Source organism: Nocardia sp. NPDC057668, assembly GCF_042799795.1.
Classification (GTDB): Bacteria; Actinomycetota; Actinomycetes; order Mycobacteriales; family Mycobacteriaceae; genus Nocardia.
The window spans coordinates 2,006,239-2,028,005 of sequence record NZ_JBHVIC010000001.1 but is presented as its reverse complement, the minus strand read 5'-3'; the positions used below and the strand labels follow the sequence as shown (position 1 = coordinate 2,028,005).

The window sequence follows — 21,767 nt, the reverse complement described above, 5'->3', positions numbered from 1 at the left end:
ATCTCCGCATTCCAGAACATGTTTCGATGCATGCGGCACTATGTTCGGTGATAGCGTTCGGGCATGAATTCGGGCGCTGCGCTCGAAGTCGCCGACAGTATGACGCGACAGGTCTCGTTCACTACCCGGGCGCATGTAGCCGTGGATGAGGACACCGGGGAGTCGGTCGGCCTCGAGGAGATCGATGAGAGGTTTGGCTGGTTACTCAACCTGATTGGCGCTGCGGAAGCCGATCTGATCGAACGACTCTGGAAGCCGGCATCGTTCACGATGCTGTCGGAGGGGCGCGATTGCCAAGGTCGAAGACTTCCCGTGCAAGGCCACGTCGCCGCGGCTCGATTGGGATGGCATCCGCGCTATCCGGCAGACGCCTATGTGCCGTCGCGAGTGACCCGCGTGGTGACCGCCCAGGTGATGGCAACACTTCGCGCCCTGACTTTCCGGGATGCTGCGATCGCTGCGGTCACAACCCGATTCGATACCGACAGCGGGCGGTTCGATCCGCCCGCTGATTCCGAGGCGCGTGTGCCGCCCGGCTTCCTGCGAGGGGTGGAACGTCAGGTTCGCGCGCACCTTCGGCGCACGGATGGGCCGATTGTGGACCTGCGCATCACCGATCTCCAGGGCCCGCCTCGGATGGCCGCGGTCGCTCGTTTGTCCGCTGCCGATCGCCAGCTCGCGCAGCTCTCGGTCGCCGGTCGAGAGCTGGTGCTGATCGTGAAGCTGCCGATCTGTCCGGTACCGACGATCCGAGCGCAATGGCGGCGTGTGCGACTCGTCGCCGCTATTCCCGCCCACCTGCACGAGCGTGCTGTAACCGCTTGGCACCTGCCCACCGTGGTGCTCGACAGCAGAGGGTTGCTGTGGCGCTGCGCGGCAACAGAAATGGTGCCCGCCGCAGATTTCGACGCCGCGACCGTCGCAGTAGGCGTGGACTGGTCTCCGGCCACGCTCGGCGCTGCGTCCCGTGTCAAAGCTGAGGCGGGCGGATTGTTCTCGGACTACCGGGGTTGGACCTACGATGACCGCGGCCTAGGAGTGAAGCTTGCTCGCCTGCAAACCGAAGGCGAACTCTTGCAGCGCAAAGGGGCGCGGTTGCGGCGGCTCGCTACCGCTGCGCCGACGGATGTCCGGCTAGGACTCGAGAAGAAGATCGAAGTGCTCGAGAGGCATCGTGCCGCGGCCGGGGTCAAGCGCGGAAAGATCAATCGAGAGTTGGCGTTCCACTTTGCCCGGCAGGTCACCGACTACGCCGCATCATCGCGCGCACAAGTGATCGCAGTCGAAGATCTCACCACTTTCGAACCCCGCGATCGCGGGCGGATCAACAACAACAGGGCAGCCCAATCCGCGCGCCGCCGGGCAGTTGACGCCCTCATCCATACCGCGGCCGGTGCGGCCATCGCCGTTGTCACGGTGCCCGCTCGTGGTTCCTCGGCCTTGTGCCCGAGTTGCGACCTGCCGCTTTCTCGACCGCACGGATACCATTCCGCGTGGTGCGAACGCTGCCGTGTGGGTGGCAACCGCGATCACATCGCCGGCGTGAACCTGGGGAAACGCGCTCTGCTCGGAAAGCTCGCCGTTGTCCGGCGGCGTGGGCGTCCGATCGCGATTCGGCGGACGGAGCACGCACCTGTGCGCCGCTGCCGGGACAAGTTCGCTCCGACACCGCGCAGGCCCCGGCATCGGCGAGTGCGAGGGAGCACCCCCACCCTGGTGGGAGCCGAGGGGGTGAATTCGAACCCCGGGTTTCCTGCGCCAACAGCGTCGGTGTGGGACACGGTCGAACTTTCGGCGCCGAACGGCGAAGTCGGTAGCCGTGAAATACATTCGCCCACGCGGTCTGCCACTGCGGTGACAGGCGGTGTGGGGTCTACGTAGACGCTACTCTGTCTTCCGTGGCAGACGAGAACGAGTCGACAGCGGTGTCCGGTCCGGGCGACGACGGTGTCAGCGAGGACGCGAAGGCGGCCCCCGCCAAGAAGAAGCAGCGCCCGTTCTGGCAGGAACTGCCGATGCTCATCGGTATCGCGGCGGTCATCACCGCGCTGGTCGTGACCTTCATCGGACGCCCGTACGTGATCCCCTCGCAGTCGATGGAACCGACCCTGCACGGGTGCGCGGGCTGCACCGGCGACCGGATCTACGTGCAGAAGCTGAGCTACTACTTCAGCGATCCGAAGCCGGGTGACGTGGTGGTGTTCGTCGGCCCGACCGACTCCTGGAACCGCCACTACCGGTCCATTCGCTCGACCAACACCGCCGTGCGCGGCGTGCAGAACTTCCTCTCGTTCTTCGGCCTGGTGCCGCCGGACGAGAACGACCTGGTCAAGCGCGTGATCGCCACCGGCGGGCAGACCGTGAAGTGCTGTGACGAGCAGGGTCGCATCCTGGTGCTGGACGACGAGCCCGGCGCGACCTGGCAGCCCCTGGACGAGCCGTACATCCAGACCTCGAACCCGGATCGCAACAACCCGTTCAACCCCGAGCGCCCGGACATCCCGTTCAACGCCGGCGGCCGTGCGTTCGGCCCGGTCAAGGTGCCCGCGGGCAACCTGTGGGTGATGGGCGACAACCGCCGCGAATCCGCCGACTCCCGGTACCACATGGACGACGAGTACCAGGGCACCGTGCCGATCTCCGACGTGCGCGGCAAGGCGGTCTTCAAGATCTGGCCGCTGGGCCGGATCGGGTTCGTGCGGTCCGAGGACCCCCAATAGCACTCGGCACTACGAGATAATCGACCGGTGGGGACGATGGCGAATACCCCGAAGCAGCGGGGCGGCAAGAAGATACAGCCGATCGAACGCGGTGACTGGCCGCCGCGCGTCGTCATGCGGCGCGCGGGCGGGCTACGCACGCTCGAGGCCGCCCTGATTCGCAGCGGGCTCGGCCCGGTCGCGGGCGTGGACGAGGCCGGTCGCGGGCCCAGCGCGGGTCCGCTGGTCGTGGCGGCGTGCCTGCTCGCGCCCAAGGCGTACACCTCCCTCGCCGGGCTCGACGACTCCAAACGGCTCACCGAGGACGCCCGCGAAGAGCTGTTCCCGATCATCAAACGCGTGGCCCTGGCCTGGTCGGTGATCGTGATCCCGGCCTGGGAGATCGACGCCATCGGCATCCACGTGGCCAATATCGAGGGCATGCGGCGTGCGGTGGCCGGGCTGGACCCGGTTCCGGGGTACGTTCTGACCGACGGTTTCCGGGTGCCGGGCATACCCGTTCCGTCACTGCCGGTGATCGGCGGTGACGCCACGGCGGCCTGTATCGCCGCGGCGAGCGTGCTCGCCAAGGTGACCCGCGACCGGATGATGGTTGGGCTGGACGAGCAATTCCCCGGCTACGGATTCGCCGGTCACAAGGGCTACAACACGCCCGAACATAACGAGGCGCTGCACCGCTTGGGCGTCACGAGTGAACATCGCCGGTCCTGGCGCAATGTGCGGGAGATCGCGGTGCGGTCGCCCGGGACCGGCCGAGTCGCTACCGACACCGCGTATGCGGGATGATGTCTCTACACCCAGTTGGGCGATAAGGAGGACGTTCCACCCGATGAGCGCCGAGGATCTCGAGAAATACGAAACCGAGATGGAACTCTCGCTGTATCGCGAGTACAAGGACATCGTCGGCCAGTTTTCGTACGTGGTGGAGACCGAGCGCCGCTTCTACCTGGCCAATACGGTTGAACTGCGGCCGCAGAACGCCGACGGCGAAGTGTACTTCGAGGTGCGGATGTCCGATGCGTGGGTTTGGGATATGTACCGGCCCGCGCGCTTCGTGAAGCACGTTCGCGTCATCACGTTCAAGGACGTGAACATCGAGGAGTTGGAGAAGCCCGACCTGCGGCTGCCCGAGTAGTCCACAGGCTCTCCGCCATCCACAGGCATTGAGTTTTCCCAGGTCGGCATGGCCGGGTCCGCAGCGGACCCGGCCATGCTGGCGTTATGGCACAGCATCTCGCGCTCGGCGCACAGGGGGAGGAGCTGGCGGCGCGCTTTCTGCGTGACGCCGGGATGGAGATCGTCGCCCGCAACTGGCGGTGCAGATACGGCGAGCTCGATCTGATCGGCCGCGACGCCGCGGGCGTCACCGTGTTCGTGGAGGTAAAGACCCGCAGCGGGCTCGCGTTCGGGCCGCCCGCCGAGGCGGTGTCGTTCCTCAAACAGCAGCGGATCCGCCGGCTGGCGCTGCTCTGGCTGCATGAGCGGTCCGGCCCGTGGTCGCGGGTGCGGTTCGACGTGGTGTCGGTGCTGATGCGCCCCGGGAGCCACCCGGAGATCACCCATCTGCGGGCGGCGTTCTGATGCCGCTCGGGCGCGCGCATTCGGTGGCGGTGGCCGGGGTGGACGGGCAGTTGGTGGAGATCGAGGCCGACATCGGGCAGGGGCTGCCGTCGGTGCACCTGGTCGGGCGGCCGGACACGACCCTGCAGGAGTCGCGGGATCGGGTGCGGGCGGCGGTCACCAACTCGGGGGAGAAGTGGCCGGACGGCAGGGTGATCCTGGCGCTGTCGCCCGCGACCCTGCCCAAGGTGGGCAGCGTGTACGACCTGGCGCTCGCGGCCGCGGTGCTCGACGCGGCGGGCTCGATTCCGGTGCACCGGCTCGCCGAGGCGGTCCTGCTCGGCGAACTCGCGCTGGACGGGCGGGTGCGCCGGGTGCGGGGCATCCTGCCCGCGGTGCTCGCGGCGCGCACCGCCGGGCGCAAGCTGGTCATCGTGCCCACCGCGGCGCTGGCCGAGGCGGGCCTGGTGGATGGGATCCGGGTGCTCGGGGCCGCGACGCTGAGCGAACTGGTGGATTGGCTGCGCGGGGCCGGTGAGCTCACCCCGCCCGAGCCGATGGTCCCGGCCGAGGTGCGGGCGCACGGGGATCTCAGCGAGGTCGTCGGCCAGGAGGAGGCGCGCTGGGCGCTGGAGGTCGCCGCGGCGGGCGGGCATCACCTGCTGCTGACCGGGCCGCCGGGTATCGGCAAAACGATGCTCGCCCAGCGCCTTCCGAGCCTGCTACCGGCCCTGCGTGAGCGGGAGTCGCTGGAGGTCACGGCGATTCACTCGGTGGCGGGCACCCTGTCCGACGATCATCCGCTCATCCACCTGCCGCCCTTCGTGGCGCCGCATCATTCCTCGTCGGTGACGGCGATGATCGGCGGAGGTTCCGGTTCGGCGCGTCCGGGTGCGGCCAGTTGCGCGCACCGGGGCGTGCTGTTCCTCGACGAATGCGCCGAGATCGGCACCAAGGTGCTGGAGGCGCTGCGAACTCCCCTGGAAGAGGGCGAGGTTCGCATCGCCCGCCGTGACGGCGTCGCCCGCTATCCCGCCCGCTTCCAGCTGGTCCTGGCCGCCAACCCCTGTCCCTGCGCACCCGCCCGCGATATCGACTGCATCTGCGCGCCCCTCGCGCGCCGCCGCTATCTCGGCAAACTCTCCGGCCCGCTGCTGGACCGGATCGATCTCTCGGTCCGCATGCACGCGCAGTCCGCCGGTGCCCTCAGCGGTGAGGAAACCGAATCCAGCGAGGCGGTCCGGGCCCGGGTCGCCTTGGCCCGCAATGCCGCCGCGGCCCGCTGGGCGACGCTGAACCTGACGACCAACGCCGAGGTTCCCGGTCACGTGCTCCGCCAGCAGTTCCGCCTCCCACGCGAATCCCTCGCCCCGGTGGAGAACGCCCTCAAACACGGCCGCATGTCCGCCCGCGGCGCCGACCGAGCCCTGCGCGTCGCCTGGACGGTGTGCGACCTGCGCGGCGGCGAAGTCCCCACCGCCCAGGATGTCCTGCAGGCCCTGGCCTTTCGCCACCGAGGTGGAGCATGAATCCGCGCCCGGCCCGTGCGATGTCCCCCACGCCGGAGGGCGCTTCGCCCCCCGCCGCCCCTTGCTCGCCCACCGTCTCCGACGACGAAGTGTCGCCGGTGCATCCTTTCCCGTGCGCAGCGGATCTGGCGGGAACCGGGTGCACAGGTACGGATGCCTGCGCCCTACCCGACGGTGCGAGCATCGACGAGCTGCGGGCGGCAAGCACCCTTTTCGACGATGCGGACGAGTCCCGGGCCCCGTGCCTCCCGCCATCGGGCGTCCCCGCGACGACCACGGTCGACGTCGGCTCGCGAGCCGATTGCGCGGCGAGCGACACTCGGCTCAGTGCGCGAACCGGTGGTGATCGAAATCCCTCCGACACAGCCGATTCGGGTCCGCGCGGGGCGGACGATCCAGAGAGTCCAGGCCTCTCGGTCCCGGCTGCGGTCGATGCCCCGCTGCCCGGCGAGTTCGCTGCGACGACCACGGCGGAGGTCGGTTCCGCTACGGACCACGACGGCGGGGCGGGCCGCGACGTGGACGGCAGCCGAATCGACCGGGATCGAAGCCTGTTCCCCGCAGCCGATTCGAGGCACGAGGCCGTGGGGGAGGTTAGGCCCCGGAGGGGCTCGCGACCGCACGGCCCCGAGGGCTCGGGTGATTCCGGGGGCTCGGGTGGTTCCGGAGGACCGGGTGGTTCCGGAGGACCGGGTGGGGCCGGGGGATCGGGTGGTGGTGGGGCGGACGAGAGGCGGCTGGCGTGGGTGTATTTGTCGCGGGTGGTGGAGGGGCCGTGTGCGGCGTTGTCGGCTTTGATCGGGTCGGTGGGGGTGGTTGAGGCGGCGCGGGCGGTTCGGGAATGTGCGTTGCCGGAGGTTTTGCGCGGGGCCACGGAAGCTCGGCGGGGAGTGGAGTGGGCAGAGCGGGACCTCGGGGTGATGGAAAGGGTTGGGGGGAGGGTGATTACGCCGGATGACGTCGAGTGGCCGGCCTGGCGGCTGCTCGGGTTGGGGCAGTTGGATCCGGCGCAGGATGAGGCGGGGGCGGTGCCGCTGGTGCTGTGGGCGCGGGGGCCGCGGTCACTGGTGGAGTGCACCGAGCGGGCGGTGGCGGTCGTGGGGGCGCGGTGCAGCACCGGGTACGGGAATCACGTGACGGCGGAGATCGCGGGAGATCTGGCGGGGCGGGGGTGGACGGTGGTGTCGGGAGCCGCGTTCGGGATCGACGGGATGGCGCACCGGGCGGCGCTGGCGGTCGGCGGGAGCACCGTGGCGGTCCTGGCGTGCGGGGTGGATCGGCCGTACCCGGTGCAGCATGATCGGCTGCTGGCCGAGATCGCCGATACCGGGTTGGTGGTCAGCGAGTATCCGCCGGGGACGACCGCCCGCAAGCATCATTTCCTGGCCCGGAACCGGATAATCGCGGCGCTCGCCGACGGGGTGGTCGTGGTCGAGGCCGGCGCCCGCAGCGGCGCACGCAACACGGTGAAATGGTCACGCCGCCTGGGCCGCCCGGCCCTCGCGGTCCCCGGCCCGATCACCTCCGCGGCCTCGGTCGGCTGTCACCGCATGATCCGCGCGGGCGAGGCCTTCCTGGTGACCGGCGCCGACGACATCCTCGACGAGGCCGGCCCCCTGCGCCTCACCCTGGCGGGCATCAACACTCAACCGCTGACGCCCCATCCCGCCGAAGACCCCCTCCGGCCCACCGCACCGCCCGGAGACCAAGCGCCGTCCGCAACCGCCCCTCCCCCCGGTGGCGAAACAGCCTCCGCGACTACCACTCTCACCACCGACGAGACCCTGCTGCTAGCGGCCCTCCCGACCATCGGCTCCCGCCTGCCCCGGGCACTGGCCACCGCGACCGGCCTGCCTCTTCCCGTGGTGCGAGCCACCCTCGCCGCACTCGAGCTCTCCGGACGTGCGGCCTGCGGCGACCAGGGCTGGCGGCGCGTCGATTCCGCGCTCGCCGGTCCGCGAGCGGGCGGGTCGAGAGAACCGCGTTCTGGATGAACGACGCAGGGAGGTCGGGGGTCGCGGCGCGGGAACTTGCGCCGGGGGCGGGAGGCGGTGACGGTGGGGGGATGAGCGAACTGCCGGAGGACCTCGAGGCGCTGCTGGTCGAGTACGGGCGGCATCTGCGGCTGGGGCGGAACCGGTCCGAGCACACCGTGCGGGCGTACGTGGGGGACGCGCGGGGGCTGCTCGGGCATCTGCTCGAGCGGGGAGCGGATTGCGGTGTGGGGGAGGTGGATCTGGCACTGCTGCGGTCGTGGCTCGCGGGGCTGGCGGCGGGCGGAGCGGCGCGTACCACCATGGCGCGGCGCACGTCCTCGGCGCGGACGTTCACGGCGTGGCTCACCTATACCGGGCGGCTCACCCTCGATCCGGGACCGCGCCTGCGGACCGCCCGTGCGCACCGCGTACTGCCCGCCGTGCTGGGCAAGGAACAGGCATCGGCGGTCATGGACGCCGCGGAATCGGGTGCGGCACAGCATGATCCCATGGCGCTGCGGGATCGGCTGATCGTGGAGATGCTGTACGCGACCGGGATTCGGGTCAGCGAACTGTGCGGGCTCGACATCGAGGACGTGGATCGGGAACGTCGCGTGGTGCGGGTCCTGGGCAAGGGCAACAGGGAACGATCGGTGCCGTTCGGCGGCCCCGCCGAGCAGGCCCTGGACACCTGGCTGCGGCACGGCCGCGCCGCCTTCGCCACCGAGGCGTCCGGTCGCGCCCTGCTGCTCGGCCGCCGCGGCCGGCGGCTGGATCAGCGACAGGCGAGAACCGTTGTGCACGAGGTCATCTCCGCCATCCCCGGCGCACCCGACATGGGCCCGCACGGCTTCCGCCACACCGCCGCCACCCACCTCCTCGAAGGCGGCGCCGACCTGCGCGTGGTGCAGGAAATCCTCGGCCACGCGAGCATGGCCACCACCCAGCTCTACACCCACGTCTCGATCGAGCGCCTCAAGAAGGTGCACGACCAAGCCCACCCCCGCGCCTGATCGCCGTGGCGATCCCACCCGATTCGGAACCGCGCCCGCCGCGGATCCCCGGCAACGTCTCGCTGTTTCCCGGCGCCCCGGAATCGCCTGTCATCCTGCATGTTCCGCATTCCGCGCGACACATCCCGCCGTCGGTGCGCGCCGGCATCGTGCTGGACGACCCCGCCCTCGAACTGGAACTCGACCACATCACCGACGCGCACACCGCCGAGTTGTCGGCGGCCGCGGCCGACCGCGCCCGGCTGCGGCCGTGGCGGTTCGTCAACGCGCTCTCGCGCCTGGTCGTCGACCCCGAACGCTTCCCGGACGAGCGCGAGCAGATGCGCGCGGTCGGTATGGGCGCGGTCTACACCCGCACCACCGACCGCGACGTGCTGCGCCCGGACTCCTTCGATCCCACCGGTCTGCTGGACCGCTACTTCCACCCCTACGCCCGCGCCATGACCGAACTGGTCGCCGATCGCCTGCGCGCGACCGGCCGCGCGATCATCGTCGACGTGCACTCGTATCCGACGAAACCGCTGGCCTACGAGCTATTTGCGGCCGAGAGCCGTCCGCCGATCTGTCTGGGAACGAATGACTTCCACACGCCGCCGGAGCTGACGGCGCTCGCTACCGCGCTGTTCGCGGGTTTCGGCGGCGTCGCGGTGGATACCCCGTTCGCGGGAACCTATGTACCCCTGGATCACTACCGCTCCGAACCGCGCGTCACCGCACTCATGGTGGAGATTCGCAGGGACGGCTATATGACCGAGCCGGGTGGTCCGGCCGGTCCCGGCCTCCCGCGACTGGCCACCGCGCTGGCGGCGCTGATCGACGCGGCGGGGTAACCGGCGCCATATCGAGACCATATCGACGAGCTATCGGGCGTCGTGTACGTTGACTTAGGTAACCCTAATTGTGGAGGTGTTCCGCTTGGCACGCAGCCGTACGACCCTGATTGTTCAGAACACCATCTGGCTTTCGGACCACCTGATCCGCGTACATCTGGGTGGCCCCGGATTCGCGGACTTCGAGGCCAACGATTTCACCGACGCCTACGTCAAGCTGGTGTTCCCGAACCCGGACGGGGAGATCATGCGCACCTACACCGTGCGCGCGATCGATCGTGCGACGCAGGAGATCGCCATCGACTTCGTGCACCACGGCACCGAGGGTGTGGCCGGGCCGTGGGCCGCGGCCGCCGAACCCGGCGACAGTATCGATCTGCTCGGCCCGGGCGGCGCGTACGCGCCCCGCGCCGACGCCGACTGGCATCTGCTCGCCGGTGACGAGTCGGCGCTGCCCGCCATCGCCGCCGCCTGCGCGGCGCTGCCGATCGACGCGACCGGCCGGGTGTTCATCGAGGTCGGAGGTCCGGCCGACGAACTCTCCTTCCCACTCCCCGAGGACGTCGAGCTCACCTGGGTGCACCGCGGCGACGCGGCCCCCGGCGAGCGTCTGGCCGCCGCCGTGCGCGCCGAACCGTGGCGAGACGGGCAGGCGCACGTGTTCATTCACGGCGAGGCCCAGGCCGTCATGCACGATCTGCGCCCGTACGTGCGCAAGGAGCGCGGCGTCACCGCCGAATGGGCGTCCATCTCCGGCTACTGGCGGCGCGGGCGCACCGAAGAGGGCTTCCGCACCTGGAAGTCCGAACTCGCCGAGAGCGAGAAGGCCGCACCGGCCGGGGTCTGACCTACGGTCGATCCATGCCCGCCGATTCGGACACAGTTCTGCCACCCCTGCGTGACCGGCTGCGGGCGGCTCTGCCCGCGGCTCTGAAGGCCCGCGATCGCACCGCGGTCGCGGCCCTGCGCTCGGCCCTGGCCGCCATCGACAATGCCGAGGCGGTCGACGCCTCCGACGTACGCGCGGGCGCGATCGAGGCCGCCGCGGGTCCGGGCGGCGCCGAACGCCCTCGCCGCGAACTCACCGAGTCCGACATCGACGACATCGTTCGAACCGAGATCGACGAACGTGACAGCGCCGCAACCGATTACGCCGCGGCCGCCGGTGGAGCCGCTCGCGCCGCCGCCCTGCGTGCCGAAGCCGCCGTCCTCACCCGTCACCTGTACGGGCGGTAGCGCGCCACCTTACGAGCGGCGGCCACCCGGATGGGAAGTCGCCCTCGACCTGCACAACGGTCTCCTGTCTCGTCACGGCGGTAGCCCACCTGCTTCCGGCGGGCGGATATCCGGCTGATCGGGATTCGCGTCACCGCGGCCCATCGCTGACCGCCTGTGCCGCAGCTCGATCAGGTCAGCGTGGCGATATAGCGCCCGGCGAACCAGTGCTGAATGACCCGCACGACCGGTCCGCCCATGCGGGTGTACCAGGTGCCGGGCCGCGCGAACGCCTCCACGATGCCGTACACCGCATCGTCGGCCGGGTCGTATTCGACGGCGAAGAGCTCCTCGCCGATCTCGGGGTGGTCGGGCAGCGTGCCGTAGGCGAAGCCGCGGCGATCCGGTTCGTCCAGCACGTAGACCACGCGGCAGTGGGCCCGGAACCCGAGCCTGCCGATGCCGAGGCGCATGGTCATTTCCGTGCCGGGCGCGGCCGTCGGCGTCGTGGCCGCCACGAGAATTCCGGTACCGCGCTGCATGCGGTACGCCAGGATCTGCGCCCCGGCCGCCTCGAACAGCGCACGCCCCGAACCGATTCGGCGGCGCAACCGGAAATGGTGGTAGCCGGGCGGGAATTCGCCGCGGGTCGCGCCGACCTCGGCGTAGGTGAATTCGACCGTGGCGGGCTCGTGCGTCATACCCCCATTCTGGTCTCGCGACGGTGATGCCTTCGAGGGTTCGCGAGTGGTTTCAGTCGCACCTGGACCGCGCGCAGCAGCCCGAGCGGATTCAGATACACGCGGTCCCGGCGCAGCCCCCAGTGCAGGCAGGCGGCCACCGGGCATCCGGGGTGACCGGCCTCCAGGGCTCCGATGGTCGATCCGCGAAAAACCCTGCGCCCCAAGGGAACACCCGGCTGAACCGGCTCGTAGGTGGTCCGCAGCCCGCCCGCGTGATCGATGGAGAGCACGGGTTTGCCCGCCACCGTCCCGGCGAAGGCGACCGTGCCGTCGCCGGCGGCGAGCACCGCCTGCCCGGCGCGGCCCGCCAGATCCACCCCGCGATGCCCGGGTAGCCAATCGCGCTCCGGCGCGTCGAAGGCCCGGACCACGGCGGGCCGCGGGCGCAGCGGCCAATCGAACTCGCCCGCGGGCGCCGCGCTGCCCGCCGGTGCGAACATCACCTGCCCGAGCAGCAGCCCCGGCAACCACCCGAGAGTTATCGACACGATCGCTCGCATACCACTCAGGGTGCGCTCCCGTTCGCTGCCCGGGACTACCGTGAACCTGGAATGTGGATAGTCCGCACGCGTGTGAACACCGTGCTGTTCAATCCCGAAAAATGCCGCCGACCAGCAGGAGAACGTCATGGGCTCCGTCGAGCCGCGCCCCGAGACACCGGTCGAGGCCGAGGCGCAGGAGAACGATCGCGAACTCGCCGCGGAACCCGCCGACATCGACTACCGCTTCACCCTCGCCAACGAGCGCACCTTCCTGGCCTGGATGCGCACCGGCTTGGGCCTGCTCGCGGGCGGTGTGGCCGTGCACGAACTGGTCCGGCCGTTCACGCACCACGGCGTGCGCAGCGCGGTGGCCCTGAGCTGCATCGTGCTGGCCACGGTCATCGCGGTCGGCGCCTACGGGCGCTGGAAGCACGTGCAGACCGCCATGGAACGCGGCGACCGGCTGCCGCGCACGATCATGGTCCCGATCCTGGCCTTCGGCATCGCCGTCATCGCGGTGCTCGCGGGGTACGGGTTGCTGCTGTCGTGAGCAGTCCCGAGGCCGGGCTGGCCGCCGAGCGCACCGCCCTGGCGTGGCGGCGCACGGCCATCGCGGCCATGGCCAACGCGGTGTTGTTCCTCAAGGTCACCTACAGCAGCGACTGGCCGCCGATGGCGGTGCTCGCGCTACTGGCGGCGATCGGCCTGGTCGTGGTGAGTGTCGTGTGCGTGGCCCGCAGCCGAATCCTGCACTCGCACAATCGGGGTAATTGGGACAGCGGCCGGCGCGGCATCACGGCGGTCGCCGTCGCGGTGACCGGCGTCGCGGGCGTGGCCGTCGTGTACGCGCTCTACTACGCTGTCGAACTGAGCTGAGCCCGCCGTCCCCGGCCTGGTCCGGCGCGTGCGGCCGCTCCGGCGAGGGGGCGATTTCATCTCTGCGGACCCGGCCCGTAAACTGATCCAGCGGTTTGCTTCAGCGCAGACCGACTTCGCGCGCCCAGATCGAGGCCGCCGGCTGGTCCCCTGATTTCGCATCACGGGTTCCGGTGGCCGTGGGCGCCAGGGCAGAGATCGCCGATTTCTGCGACAACCAGCAATGAAAGGGTTACGAGGCCATGCCCGTCGTAACAATGCGGCAGCTGCTCGACAGCGGCGCCCACTTCGGTCACCAGACCCGCCGGTGGAACCCGAAGATGAAGCGTTTCATCTTCACCGACCGCAACGGCATCTACATCATCGATCTTCAGCAGACGCTGACCTACATCGACAAGGCCTACGAGTTCGTCAAGGAGACCGTCGCCCACGGTGGCACCGTTCTCTTCGTCGGCACGAAGAAGCAGGCCCAGGAGTCGATCGCGGCCGAGGCCACTCGCGTCGGCATGCCCTACGTCAACCAGCGTTGGCTCGGCGGCATGCTCACCAACTTCGGCACCGTGCACAAGCGCCTTCAGCGTATGAAGGAGCTCGAGGCCATGGAGCAGACCGGTGGCTTCGAGGGTCGCACCAAGAAGGAAATCCTCATGCTCACGCGTGAGAAGAACAAGCTCGAGCGCACCCTCGGCGGCATCCGGGACATGGCCAAGGTTCCCTCGGCCATCTGGGTCGTCGACACCAACAAGGAGCACATCGCCGTCGGCGAGGCTCGCAAGCTGAACATCCCGGTCATCGCGATCCTGGACACCAACTGCGATCCCGACCTGGTCGACTACCCGATCCCGGGTAACGACGACGCGATCCGTTCGGCCGCGCTGCTGACCCGCGTGGTCGCGTCCGCCGTCGCCGAGGGCGTGCAGGCTCGTGCCTCGCGTGCCGCCGGCGATTCGAAGCCGGAAGCCGGCGCGGGCGAGCCCCTCGCCGAGTGGGAGCAGGAACTGCTGGCTTCGGCTGCCCCGGCCGCCGAGCCCGCCGCTGCCGAGCCGGCCGCCGAGGCCGAACCGGCCACCCCGGCCGACGTCTAAGCAGCCGTACCGGCATCTGTTCACCCTGCCGCCCCTTCCGGTTCGGAAGCGGGCGGCAAGGTGTGAACACCCCACAGACCACACAGAGGAGGCTCGCCCGACATGGCGAACTACACCGCCGCTGACGTGAAGAAGCTTCGCGACCTCACCGGCTCCGGCATGATGGACTGCAAGAAGGCGCTCGAAGAGAACGCCGGCGACTTCGACAAGGCCGTCGAGACCCTGCGTATCAAGGGCGCCAAGGACGTCGGCAAGCGCGCTGAGCGCGCCACCGCCGAGGGCCTGGTCGCCGCGCAGGACGGCGTCCTGATCGAGATCAACTCCGAGACCGACTTCGTCGCCAAGAACGCGGAGTTCCAGGAGCTGGCCAACAGCATCGTCGCCGCCGCGGCGAAGGCTCGCCCGGCTGACCTGGACGCGCTCAAGGCCGTCGACCTGGGCGGCAAGACCGCCGACCAGGCCGTGCAGGAGCTGGCCGCCCGTATCGGCGAGAAGCTCGAGCTGCGTCGCGTCGTGTCCTACGACGGCAACGTCGCGACCTACCTGCACAAGCGCGCCACCGACCTGCCCCCCGCCGTCGGCGTGCTGGTGCAGTTCACCGGTGAGGGCGACGCCGCCGCCGAGGCCGCTCGCGCAGCCGGCATGCAGGTCGCCGCGCTCAAGGCCAAGTACGTCACCCGCGACCAGGTCCCCGCCGACCTCGTCGAGAAGGAGCGTGCCATCGCCGAGGCGACCGCGCGCGAAGAGGGCAAGCCCGAGGCCGCCCTCCCGAAGATCGTCGAAGGCCGCGTCAACGGCTTCTACAAGGACGTCGTCCTGCTGGAGCAGTCGTCGGTGACCGACAGCAAGAAGACCGTCAAGGCGCTGCTGGACGAGGCCGGTGCCACCATCACCGCCTTCTCCCGCTTCGAGGTCGGCCAGGCGTAATCGCCCGCCAAGCCTGAAAAGGCCCTTCCCCCATCGTGATTCGATGGGAGAAGGGCCTTTTCGCTATGCATCGCAGGGCGACTACCCGACGGGGCCGTTGATGACGTCGCAGAAGAGTTCGGGGCCGATGGTGCAGACGAACACTTCGTAGGCGGACTGCAGCAGGTCTTTCGATCCGGTGCTGCTGCCCGAGCCGGGCGGGGATGCCGCCGTGGCGGGACCGGCGGCGGCGATCAGTCCCGCGGTGATGGCGACGACGGCGGCGCCGGTGCGCAAAGTCCGGCTGGTGAGAGTCATGGCGGAAGGGTACGGGGGTGCTGCTGAATCCGAATGCCCCCGAATCCTGGGGCGCGAGTGAGTGTTTCGGTACGCGGTCCGAGCCTGCCGCGCTATTTCGGGATGACGATCGGTCCGCAGTTGTTCGCGCCGACATAGCAGCCGATTGCGGTGAGCACGGACTGCACCAGGCCCGCGGATCCGGTGCCGAGGGAGCCGCTGCCCGAACCTGCCGGGGCTTCCGCCGTCGCGGGGCCGGCGGCGGCGATCAGTCCGGTGGTGATGGCCAGGGCGGCGATGCCGGTGCGGAGCGTCGTTCGGTGGGTGAGCATGGACCGGATCCTATGTGGGACATTTGCATTTCACTTTGGATCCGGTGCCCCCGGATTAGGGGGCATCGGGCGCGCCGGTGGGGTGCGCCGGCGATCGTCTACAGGGTCCAGCCGGTGGCGCGTACCCAGGTTTCCAGGCTCTGCAGGCCCGGGTGCGCGGCACGGAGGGTGGTGACGTCCGGGGCGGGGGAGGAGTCGACGTCGAAGAACTCGAACATCTTGGCCACCTGCTCGTCGAAGGCGCGCAGCCCGGCGATCGGGATGCGGACGGTTCGATAGGGCAAACCGGCTGTGCGGGAGAGGGTTTCGGCGATCTCGGTGGGGGTCAGGACGTCGCCGGCGATCTCCAGGGTGCGCCCCAGGAACTCCTCCGGGCGGTCGAAGGCCAGGGCGGCGAATTCGCCGATATCGCGGATGGAGATCAGGGCCATGGGCTTGCCGGGCGCCACGGCCAGGGACAGGATCAGCTCGTTCTCGACCAGCGCGGGCTTGTTGTAGGTGGCGAAGTTGTCCATGAACAGCACCGGCCGCAGTACGGTCGCGGGCAGCCCGAGCTCCCGGATGTGGTCCTCGATCTGCTCTTTCGCCGCGTAGTACTCCACGCCGGAGCCCTTGTGCGCCCCGCTCAGCGAGCTGTACACCAGGTGCGCGATCCCGGTTTTGGCGGCGAGGTCGGCCACCATCTTCCCGTGCACGATCTCCGCGGCCACCGCGTCCAGGCTGATGTTGACCCCGGACATCATGGTCAGCATCAGGAACACCCCGTGCGCGCCATCCATGGCCGCGCGCACCGACTCTTCGTCGTCCAGGTCGCCGGTCACCAGCCGCGCACCGGCCGCGGCGAGTGCCAGCGCCCGCTCCGACTCCGGGTCGCGGACGAAAGCCCGTGATTCCCAGCCTTTTTCGAGCAGTGCGTGGGTGGTCGCGGTGCCCTGCCGTCCGGTCGCTCCGATCACCAGGACCGGTCCGTTGTGGTTCGTCATGTCGTCCTCCGTGTGTTGTTCGCTGTGTTCCACGGTAGGAATTCGCGCATGATCCTGTCCTGATAGCGATACTGCTACCCGGGCGCTCTGTACGGGGGGATCGGCGAAATGGTAAGCGGCGAAGGTCATTCGGATATCCCGGCGTCCAGGTACGCGCAGCTGGGGGAGTTTCTGCGAGCGGCCCGGGCCCGATTGCGACCGGCCGACGTCGGACTGCTGCCGTACGGCGATCCGGCCCGCCGCCGCACGCCCGGCCTGCGCCGCGAGGAGGTCGCGGAACTGTCCGGGGTAAGCCTGACCTGGTACACCTGGCTCGAGCAGGGCCGTGCGGTGGAGACCAGCCGTCAGGTCGTCGACGCGCTGGCCCGGACCCTGCGCCTGGACCCCGATCAGCACCGTCACCTGCGCGCACTGGCCGGCCTCACCGATCCGGACGACGGCCGGATCGCCGCCGACAACGCCCGCCTGCAACGCCTGGTCGACGCCGTCCTGCCGAATCCGGCGTCGATCTTCGACCGCAACTTCGACTACGTCGTCTGGAACACCGCCTACGCGCGCGTCCGCCACGACCCGTTGGATCTGCCCTCGCGTCGTCGCAATCTGCTGTGGATGATGTTCACCGACAAGGAGAATCGCGCTCGCATGCCCCGCTGGGAGTTCGCTGCCCGCGCGGTGCTGAGCCAGTTGCGCGATGCCACCGGCAGCCGCCCCGGCGATCCGGAACTGTCCACCCTGGTGTCCGAGCTGAGCCGCGAGAGCCCGGAGTTCCGGCGCTGGTGGTCCGAGTACCCGGTGGGTCGTTTCCGCCCCGCCACGATCGTCGTGGCGCACCCGGACGCCGGGGACATCGAGCTGGAGCTGTTCCAGTTGCGCCCGGCCGAGGATCCCGGCCTGTTGCTGGTCGTGCAGGTCCCGGCCACGCCGCTGTCCGCCGCGCGGATGGCCACCGTGGCGGGCCCCGTCGCGCCGCCGCGCAATGTCACGAATTCGGGCACGGTATAGAGGGTCGCCTCACCCCCGTGACCGTCGGTGAGGCAGGATGGACGAAAGCTTGTTGCCGTCCCGTGCATTTCCGTGCGCCGGGATGGTCTTTTCATGTGCGTGGCTGTGTTCGAGAGCCCCCGAGAACAGGAGACCGATGACGGACCCGGATACGGCGCCCGACCGCAAGGGCTATCGCCGAGTGCTCCTCAAGCTCGGCGGCGAGATGTTCGGCGGCGGGCGGGTCGGCCTGGACCCCGATGTGGTGCAGACCGTGGCCGAGCAGATCGCGGAGGTCGTCGAGGACGGTGTCCAGGTCGCGGTCGTCATCGGCGGCGGCAACTTCTTCCGCGGCGCGGAACTCGAGGAGCGCGGTATGGAACGCGCCCGCTCGGATTACATGGGCATGCTCGGCACCGTGATGAACAGCCTTGCGCTGCAGGACTTCCTGCAGAAGCAGGGCATCGACACCCGCGTGCAGACCGCCATCACCATGGGGCAGGTCGCCGAGCCGTACCTGCCGCTACGCGCCAAGCGGCACCTGGAGAAGGGCCGCGTGGTCATCTTCGGCGCGGGCATGGGCATGCCGTACTTCTCGACCGACACCACCGCCGCCCAGCGCGCGCTGGAGATCGGCGCCGAGGTGGTGCTGATGGCCAAGGCCGTCGAGGGTGTCTACTCGGACGATCCGCGCGAGAACCCGGACGCGACCATGTTCGCCGAGATCACCCACAAAGAGGTGATCGAGCGCGGTCTCAAGGTCGCCGACGCCACCGCGTTCAGCCTGTGTATGGACAACCAGATGCCCATGCTGGTGTTCAATCTCTTGACTAAGGGCAATATTGCTCGCGCGGTCGCCGGTGAGAACATCGGCACGCTGGTTCGGTCGTGACCGACGAGAAGAACGATGACGCTGTGGAGGAAACGCCGTGATTGAAGAAGCGCTCTTCGAGGCCGAGGAAAAGATGGAGAAGGCCGTCTCGGTGGCGAAGGACGACCTGGGTTCCATTCGGACCGGTCGCGCGAACCCGGGTATGTTCTCCCGGATCGTGGTGGACTACTACGGGTCGCCCACTCCGATCACTCAGGTCTCCAGCATCACGGTGCCCGAGCCGCGCATGGTGGTCATCAAGCCGTACGAGCAGGCGCTGATGCAGGAGATCGAGAAGGCGATCCGCAATTCGGATCTGGGCGTGAACCCGACCAACAACGGCGACATCATCCGCGTGTCGATCCCGCAGCTGACCGAGGAACGGCGCCGCGAGATGGTCAAGCAGGCCAAGGCCAAGGGCGAGGACGCCAAGATCACCATCCGCAACGTGCGCCGCAAGGCCATGGACGAGCTGGGCCGGATCCAGAAGGACGGCGAGGCGGGCGAGGACGAGGTCGGCCGCGCGGAGAAGGATCTGGACAAGACGACCAGCCGCTATGTCGGACAGATCGACGAGCTGGTGAAGCACAAGGAAGCCGAGCTGCTCGAGGTGTGATCACCGCTGCTCGAGGTTCATCGGGACGGCCGGGTCGCGGCCGGGGGTAGGGACGAAACGACAAGTGAGCGACAGGACAATCGTGGCCGAAGAATCCACCGGTGCGATGACGCCGCCGGCCGAGGGCACCGCTCAGGCGCTGCCGCCGGCCGCGCCCGTCTCGGAGACCCCGGCGCCCGCGGCGGATGCCGCGGTGTCCGCCGGTAAGCCTCCCGCGTCCAAGGCCGGGCGTAATCTGCCCGCGGCGCTGGGGGTGGGGTTCGGGCTGGGTCTGTCGCTCATCGCGATTCTGCTGTTCGCGCCCGAGGTGCTGATCGGCGTGATCGCGGCGGCCATGGCGGTGGCGACCTGGGAGGTGGCCAAGCGCCTGCGCGAGGCCGATGTGCTGGTGCCGCGGGTGCCGTTGCTGCTGGGCGGGCAGGCGATCATCTGGCTGGCCTGGCCGTTCGGCACCGCCGGTGTGCTCGGCGCGTTCGGCGCGAGCGCGCTGACGCTCATGGTGTGGCGGCTGTTCGATCACGGGCTGCGCGCCACGCCGCGAAACTATCTGCGCGACACCGCGATCAGTGTGTTCACCCTGGCGTGGGTGCCGCTGCTCGCCTCGTTCGCGGTCCTCATGCTGCTCGAGGACGACGGCAATCTGCGCGTGCTGACCTTCATGATCCTCGTGGTCTGCTCGGACGTCGGCGGGTATGTCGCGGGTGTCCTGTTCGGCAAGCACCCCATGGTTCCGGCCATCAGCCCGAAGAAGTCGTGGGAGGGGTTCGGCGGCTCGCTGGTGTTCAGCGTGATCGGCGGTCTGCTCACGGTGACGCTGCTGCTGCAGGCCAACTCCATGATCGGCGTGCTGCTGGGCGTGGGCCTGGTGCTGATCGCGACCACCGGCGATCTGATCGAATCCCAGATCAAGCGTGAACTGGGCATCAAGGACATGGGGACCCTGCTGCCCGGACACGGCGGGATCATGGATCGCCTGGACTCGATGCTGCCGTCCGCTTTCGTCTCCTGGCTGGTGCTGACCGCACTGCTGTGACGGGCGGCCCCCGAACACCTCGCGACGTCCGGTTCCCGCTCGGGGACCGGACGTCGGCGTTCCGGCCTAGTGCGCCTTCTTCGCCGCGCGGCGCAGCTGCAGGATGCGGTAGCCGCCGACCAGCGCGGTGACCAGCGCGCCGACGATCACCGACAGCAGCACGAGCACGCCGATGGGCAGGTTCCAGTTCCAGGTGAACAGCTGTACGTGGGCCTGTTCGAGGTTCTGCAGGATGAAGATCAGCAGCACGATGCCGAGAATCGCGGCGATGACGAGGCCGATCCAGGCGTAACCCGCGCGGGTCTTGAGGACGCCCTGGCCTTTGTCGTCGCTCGTGGTCGGAGTCGGTTCCGGTCCAGGGTTGGGTACGGCGTCGGTGGTCATGATTCGATCATTGCCGATCGCTATGACCGGTGCACGTATTTCGTCCGGTATCTCGGATATGTCGCTTCAACTCGGGGTTTGCCGCGCGAGCTTTGCCGGATTCCGGTCGACTGTGATGAGCGCATCGCACCCCGACGGCCCGCGATGCGGTTTCGGATGGAACACTGGAGGGGTTATGACTGCCGCCCCCTTGCCCCTCGTGTTCGACGCCCCCCGCCGTGGCCTGCCGCCGCGGCACCTCGCCGATCTGGATTCGGCCGAACGCAAGGCGGCCGTGGAGGAGCTCGGGCTGCCCAAGTTCCGCGCCGATCAGATCGCGCGGCAGTACTACGGCCGGCTGGTCGCCGACCCGGCGCTGATGACGGATCTGCCCGAGGCGGTGCGCGCCAAGATCGGTGATGCGCTGTTCCCGCAGCTGCTGACCACCGTCCGGCACATCTCGTGCGACGACGGCACCACCCGCAAGACGCTGTGGAAGGCCGGTGACGGCACGCTGCTCGAGTCGGTGCTCATGCGCTATCCCGACCGCGCCACGCTGTGCATCTCCAGCCAGGCCGGCTGCGGTATGGCCTGCCCGTTCTGCGCGACCGGCCAGGCGGGCCTGACCCGCAACCTGTCCACGGCCGAGATCGTCGACCAGGTGCGCTCCGCGGCCGCCGCCCTGCGTGACGGCGAGGTCGCCGGTGGTCCCGGCCGCCTCTCGAACATCGTCTTCATGGGCATGGGCGAGCCCCTGGCCAACTACAAGCGCGTGGTGAACGCGGTCCGCCGGATCACCTCGCCCGCCCCTGACGGCCTGGGCATCTCCCAGCGCAACGTGGTGGTCTCGACGGTCGGCCTGGCCCCCGCGATCCGCAAACTCGCCGACGAGGATCTCTCGGTGACTCTGGCTGTGTCCCTGCACACTCCGGACGACGAGTTGCGAGACACGCTGGTGCCGGTCAACAATCGCTGGCCGGTCGCCGAAGTCCTCGACGCCGCACGGTATTACGCCGACAAGTCCGGCCGCCGGGTTTCGATCGAGTACGCCCTGATCCGCGACGTGAACGACCAGCCCTGGCGCGCGGACATGCTGGGCAAGAAGCTCCACAAGGCCCTCGGCTCCCGGGTCCACGTGAACGTGATCCCCCTGAACCCCACCCCCGGCTCGAAATGGGATGCCGCCCCCAAGCCGGTGGAACGCGAGTTCGTCCGCCGCGTGAACGAACAGGGCGTCCCCTGCACGGTCCGCGACACCCGCGGCCAGGAGATCGCCGCCGCCTGCGGCCAACTCGCCGCCGAAGGCTGAGTTCGGTTCGTTCACCGTTGGATTCGTGACCCGAGCGGTCCGAATCC

26 protein-coding genes are annotated in these 21,767 nt (G+C 69.3%); 20 read left to right on the top strand and 6 right to left on the bottom strand.

Features of this window, described 5'->3' with window-relative positions; genetic code table 11:
* Positions 1-63 precede the first annotated feature (63 nt).
* The 11 genes from ACFVBH_RS09350 (at position 64) to ACFVBH_RS09300 (ending at position 10,864) form a co-directional block, all read left to right on the top strand.
* Complete coding sequence (locus tag ACFVBH_RS09350; RefSeq protein ID WP_379001008.1) at positions 64-1,881, top strand: transposase; 1,818 nt, start codon at positions 64-66, stop codon at positions 1,879-1,881.
* Positions 1,882-1,898: 17 nt separating this feature from the next.
* Positions 1,899-2,720, top strand: coding sequence for a signal peptidase I (lepB, locus tag ACFVBH_RS09345; protein ID WP_379001007.1), 822 nt, complete (start codon positions 1,899-1,901; stop codon positions 2,718-2,720).
* A 36-nt stretch (positions 2,721-2,756) separates the two neighbouring features.
* On the top strand, positions 2,757-3,506 hold the full coding sequence (locus ACFVBH_RS09340; RefSeq protein WP_354987410.1) for a ribonuclease HII: 750 nt from the start codon (positions 2,757-2,759) through the stop codon (positions 3,504-3,506).
* Positions 3,507-3,549: 43 nt separating this feature from the next.
* The gene (locus ACFVBH_RS09335) at positions 3,550-3,855 is read left to right on the top strand and encodes a DUF2469 domain-containing protein (RefSeq protein WP_067514125.1); all 306 of its coding nucleotides are present in this window, start codon (positions 3,550-3,552) and stop codon (positions 3,853-3,855) included.
* Positions 3,856-3,941: 86 nt separating this feature from the next.
* Positions 3,942-4,301 (top strand): YraN family protein, encoded by a 360-nt coding sequence (locus ACFVBH_RS09330; protein ID WP_354987411.1) that lies wholly within the window; start codon positions 3,942-3,944, stop codon positions 4,299-4,301.
* Complete coding sequence (locus ACFVBH_RS09325; RefSeq protein ID WP_354987412.1) at positions 4,301-5,809, top strand: YifB family Mg chelatase-like AAA ATPase; 1,509 nt, start codon at positions 4,301-4,303, stop codon at positions 5,807-5,809. Before ACFVBH_RS09330 ends, ACFVBH_RS09325 begins: the two co-directional genes overlap by 1 nt.
* Before the next feature lie 941 nt (positions 5,810-6,750).
* Positions 6,751-7,803, top strand: a complete 1,053-nt coding sequence (gene dprA, locus ACFVBH_RS09320) for a DNA-processing protein DprA (RefSeq protein WP_379001006.1) — start codon at positions 6,751-6,753, stop codon at positions 7,801-7,803.
* 71 nt (positions 7,804-7,874) lie between these two features.
* Positions 7,875-8,798: a tyrosine-type recombinase/integrase gene (locus ACFVBH_RS09315; protein ID WP_379001005.1), complete on the top strand. Its 924-nt coding sequence runs from the start codon at positions 7,875-7,877 to the stop codon at positions 8,796-8,798.
* A gap of 5 nt (positions 8,799-8,803) precedes the next feature.
* Positions 8,804-9,628 carry an N-formylglutamate amidohydrolase gene (locus tag ACFVBH_RS09310; protein WP_379001004.1) on the top strand — a complete coding sequence of 275 codons (825 nt, stop codon included), beginning with the start codon at positions 8,804-8,806 and terminating at the stop codon, positions 9,626-9,628.
* Positions 9,629-9,713: 85 nt separating this feature from the next.
* Positions 9,714-10,475 (top strand): siderophore-interacting protein, encoded by a 762-nt coding sequence (locus tag ACFVBH_RS09305; protein WP_379001003.1) that lies wholly within the window; start codon positions 9,714-9,716, stop codon positions 10,473-10,475.
* A 14-nt stretch (positions 10,476-10,489) separates the two neighbouring features.
* Positions 10,490-10,864: a hypothetical protein gene (locus ACFVBH_RS09300; RefSeq protein WP_379001002.1), complete on the top strand. Its 375-nt coding sequence runs from the start codon at positions 10,490-10,492 to the stop codon at positions 10,862-10,864.
* Positions 10,865-11,034: 170 nt separating this feature from the next.
* Here ACFVBH_RS09300 and ACFVBH_RS09295 read toward each other — a convergent pair whose 3' ends face one another.
* Together ACFVBH_RS09295 and ACFVBH_RS09290 are read right to left on the bottom strand one after the other, a co-directional pair.
* Positions 11,035-11,544, bottom strand: a complete 510-nt coding sequence (locus ACFVBH_RS09295) for a DUF1990 family protein (protein ID WP_379001001.1) — start codon at positions 11,542-11,544, stop codon at positions 11,035-11,037.
* Positions 11,541-12,026, bottom strand: a complete 486-nt coding sequence (locus tag ACFVBH_RS09290; RefSeq protein ID WP_379001671.1) for a M23 family metallopeptidase — start codon at positions 12,024-12,026, stop codon at positions 11,541-11,543. Before ACFVBH_RS09290 ends, ACFVBH_RS09295 begins: the two co-directional genes overlap by 4 nt.
* Positions 12,027-12,213: 187 nt before the next feature.
* Between ACFVBH_RS09290 and ACFVBH_RS09285 the strand changes: the two genes are divergently transcribed.
* The 4 genes from ACFVBH_RS09285 (at position 12,214) to tsf (ending at position 14,956) form a co-directional block, all read left to right on the top strand.
* Positions 12,214-12,618, top strand: a complete 405-nt coding sequence (locus ACFVBH_RS09285) for a DUF202 domain-containing protein (protein ID WP_354987418.1) — start codon at positions 12,214-12,216, stop codon at positions 12,616-12,618.
* Positions 12,615-12,944, top strand: a complete 330-nt coding sequence (locus ACFVBH_RS09280; protein ID WP_354987419.1) for a DUF202 domain-containing protein — start codon at positions 12,615-12,617, stop codon at positions 12,942-12,944. Before ACFVBH_RS09285 ends, ACFVBH_RS09280 begins: the two co-directional genes overlap by 4 nt.
* 242 nt (positions 12,945-13,186) lie before the next feature.
* Positions 13,187-14,029, top strand: coding sequence for a 30S ribosomal protein S2 (rpsB, locus tag ACFVBH_RS09275; protein ID WP_354987420.1), 843 nt, complete (start codon positions 13,187-13,189; stop codon positions 14,027-14,029).
* 102 nt (positions 14,030-14,131) lie between these two features.
* Positions 14,132-14,956 (top strand): translation elongation factor Ts, encoded by an 825-nt coding sequence (gene tsf, locus ACFVBH_RS09270; protein ID WP_354987421.1) that lies wholly within the window; start codon positions 14,132-14,134, stop codon positions 14,954-14,956.
* A gap of 81 nt (positions 14,957-15,037) precedes the next feature.
* On the opposite strand, the gene ACFVBH_RS09265 is transcribed toward tsf, so the two are convergent.
* From ACFVBH_RS09265 to ACFVBH_RS09255, 3 genes are all read right to left on the bottom strand, one after another.
* Positions 15,038-15,253, bottom strand: a complete 216-nt coding sequence (locus tag ACFVBH_RS09265; RefSeq protein ID WP_379000999.1) for a hypothetical protein — start codon at positions 15,251-15,253, stop codon at positions 15,038-15,040.
* 92 nt (positions 15,254-15,345) lie between these two features.
* Complete coding sequence (locus ACFVBH_RS09260; protein ID WP_379000998.1) at positions 15,346-15,564, bottom strand: hypothetical protein; 219 nt, start codon at positions 15,562-15,564, stop codon at positions 15,346-15,348.
* Between the two features lie 98 nt (positions 15,565-15,662).
* Positions 15,663-16,547 (bottom strand): NmrA/HSCARG family protein, encoded by an 885-nt coding sequence (locus ACFVBH_RS09255; RefSeq protein ID WP_379000997.1) that lies wholly within the window; start codon positions 16,545-16,547, stop codon positions 15,663-15,665.
* A 108-nt stretch (positions 16,548-16,655) separates the two neighbouring features.
* Here ACFVBH_RS09255 and ACFVBH_RS09250 point away from each other — a divergent pair, with 108 nt between their 5' ends.
* From ACFVBH_RS09250 to ACFVBH_RS09235, 4 genes are all read left to right on the top strand, one after another.
* Entirely contained in the window at positions 16,656-17,549 is an 894-nt protein-coding gene (locus ACFVBH_RS09250; RefSeq protein ID WP_379000996.1) for a helix-turn-helix transcriptional regulator, read from the top strand.
* Between the two features lie 136 nt (positions 17,550-17,685).
* Positions 17,686-18,420: a UMP kinase gene (pyrH, locus tag ACFVBH_RS09245; protein WP_354987427.1), complete on the top strand. Its 735-nt coding sequence runs from the start codon at positions 17,686-17,688 to the stop codon at positions 18,418-18,420.
* Between the two features lie 37 nt (positions 18,421-18,457).
* Entirely contained in the window at positions 18,458-19,015 is a 558-nt protein-coding gene (gene frr, locus ACFVBH_RS09240) for a ribosome recycling factor (RefSeq protein WP_354987428.1), read from the top strand.
* A gap of 106 nt (positions 19,016-19,121) precedes the next feature.
* Positions 19,122-20,048, top strand: coding sequence for a phosphatidate cytidylyltransferase (locus ACFVBH_RS09235; RefSeq protein ID WP_354987448.1), 927 nt, complete (start codon positions 19,122-19,124; stop codon positions 20,046-20,048).
* Between the two features lie 66 nt (positions 20,049-20,114).
* Here the strand turns inward: ACFVBH_RS09235 and ACFVBH_RS09230 are convergent, their stop codons facing one another.
* On the bottom strand, positions 20,115-20,432 hold the full coding sequence (locus ACFVBH_RS09230; protein ID WP_354987429.1) for a lipopolysaccharide assembly protein LapA domain-containing protein: 318 nt from the start codon (positions 20,430-20,432) through the stop codon (positions 20,115-20,117).
* A gap of 175 nt (positions 20,433-20,607) precedes the next feature.
* On the opposite strand from ACFVBH_RS09230, the gene rlmN reads away from it, so the two are divergent.
* Positions 20,608-21,720, top strand: a complete 1,113-nt coding sequence (gene rlmN, locus ACFVBH_RS09225; protein ID WP_354987430.1) for a 23S rRNA (adenine(2503)-C(2))-methyltransferase RlmN — start codon at positions 20,608-20,610, stop codon at positions 21,718-21,720.
* Positions 21,721-21,767: the final 47 nt, after the last annotated feature.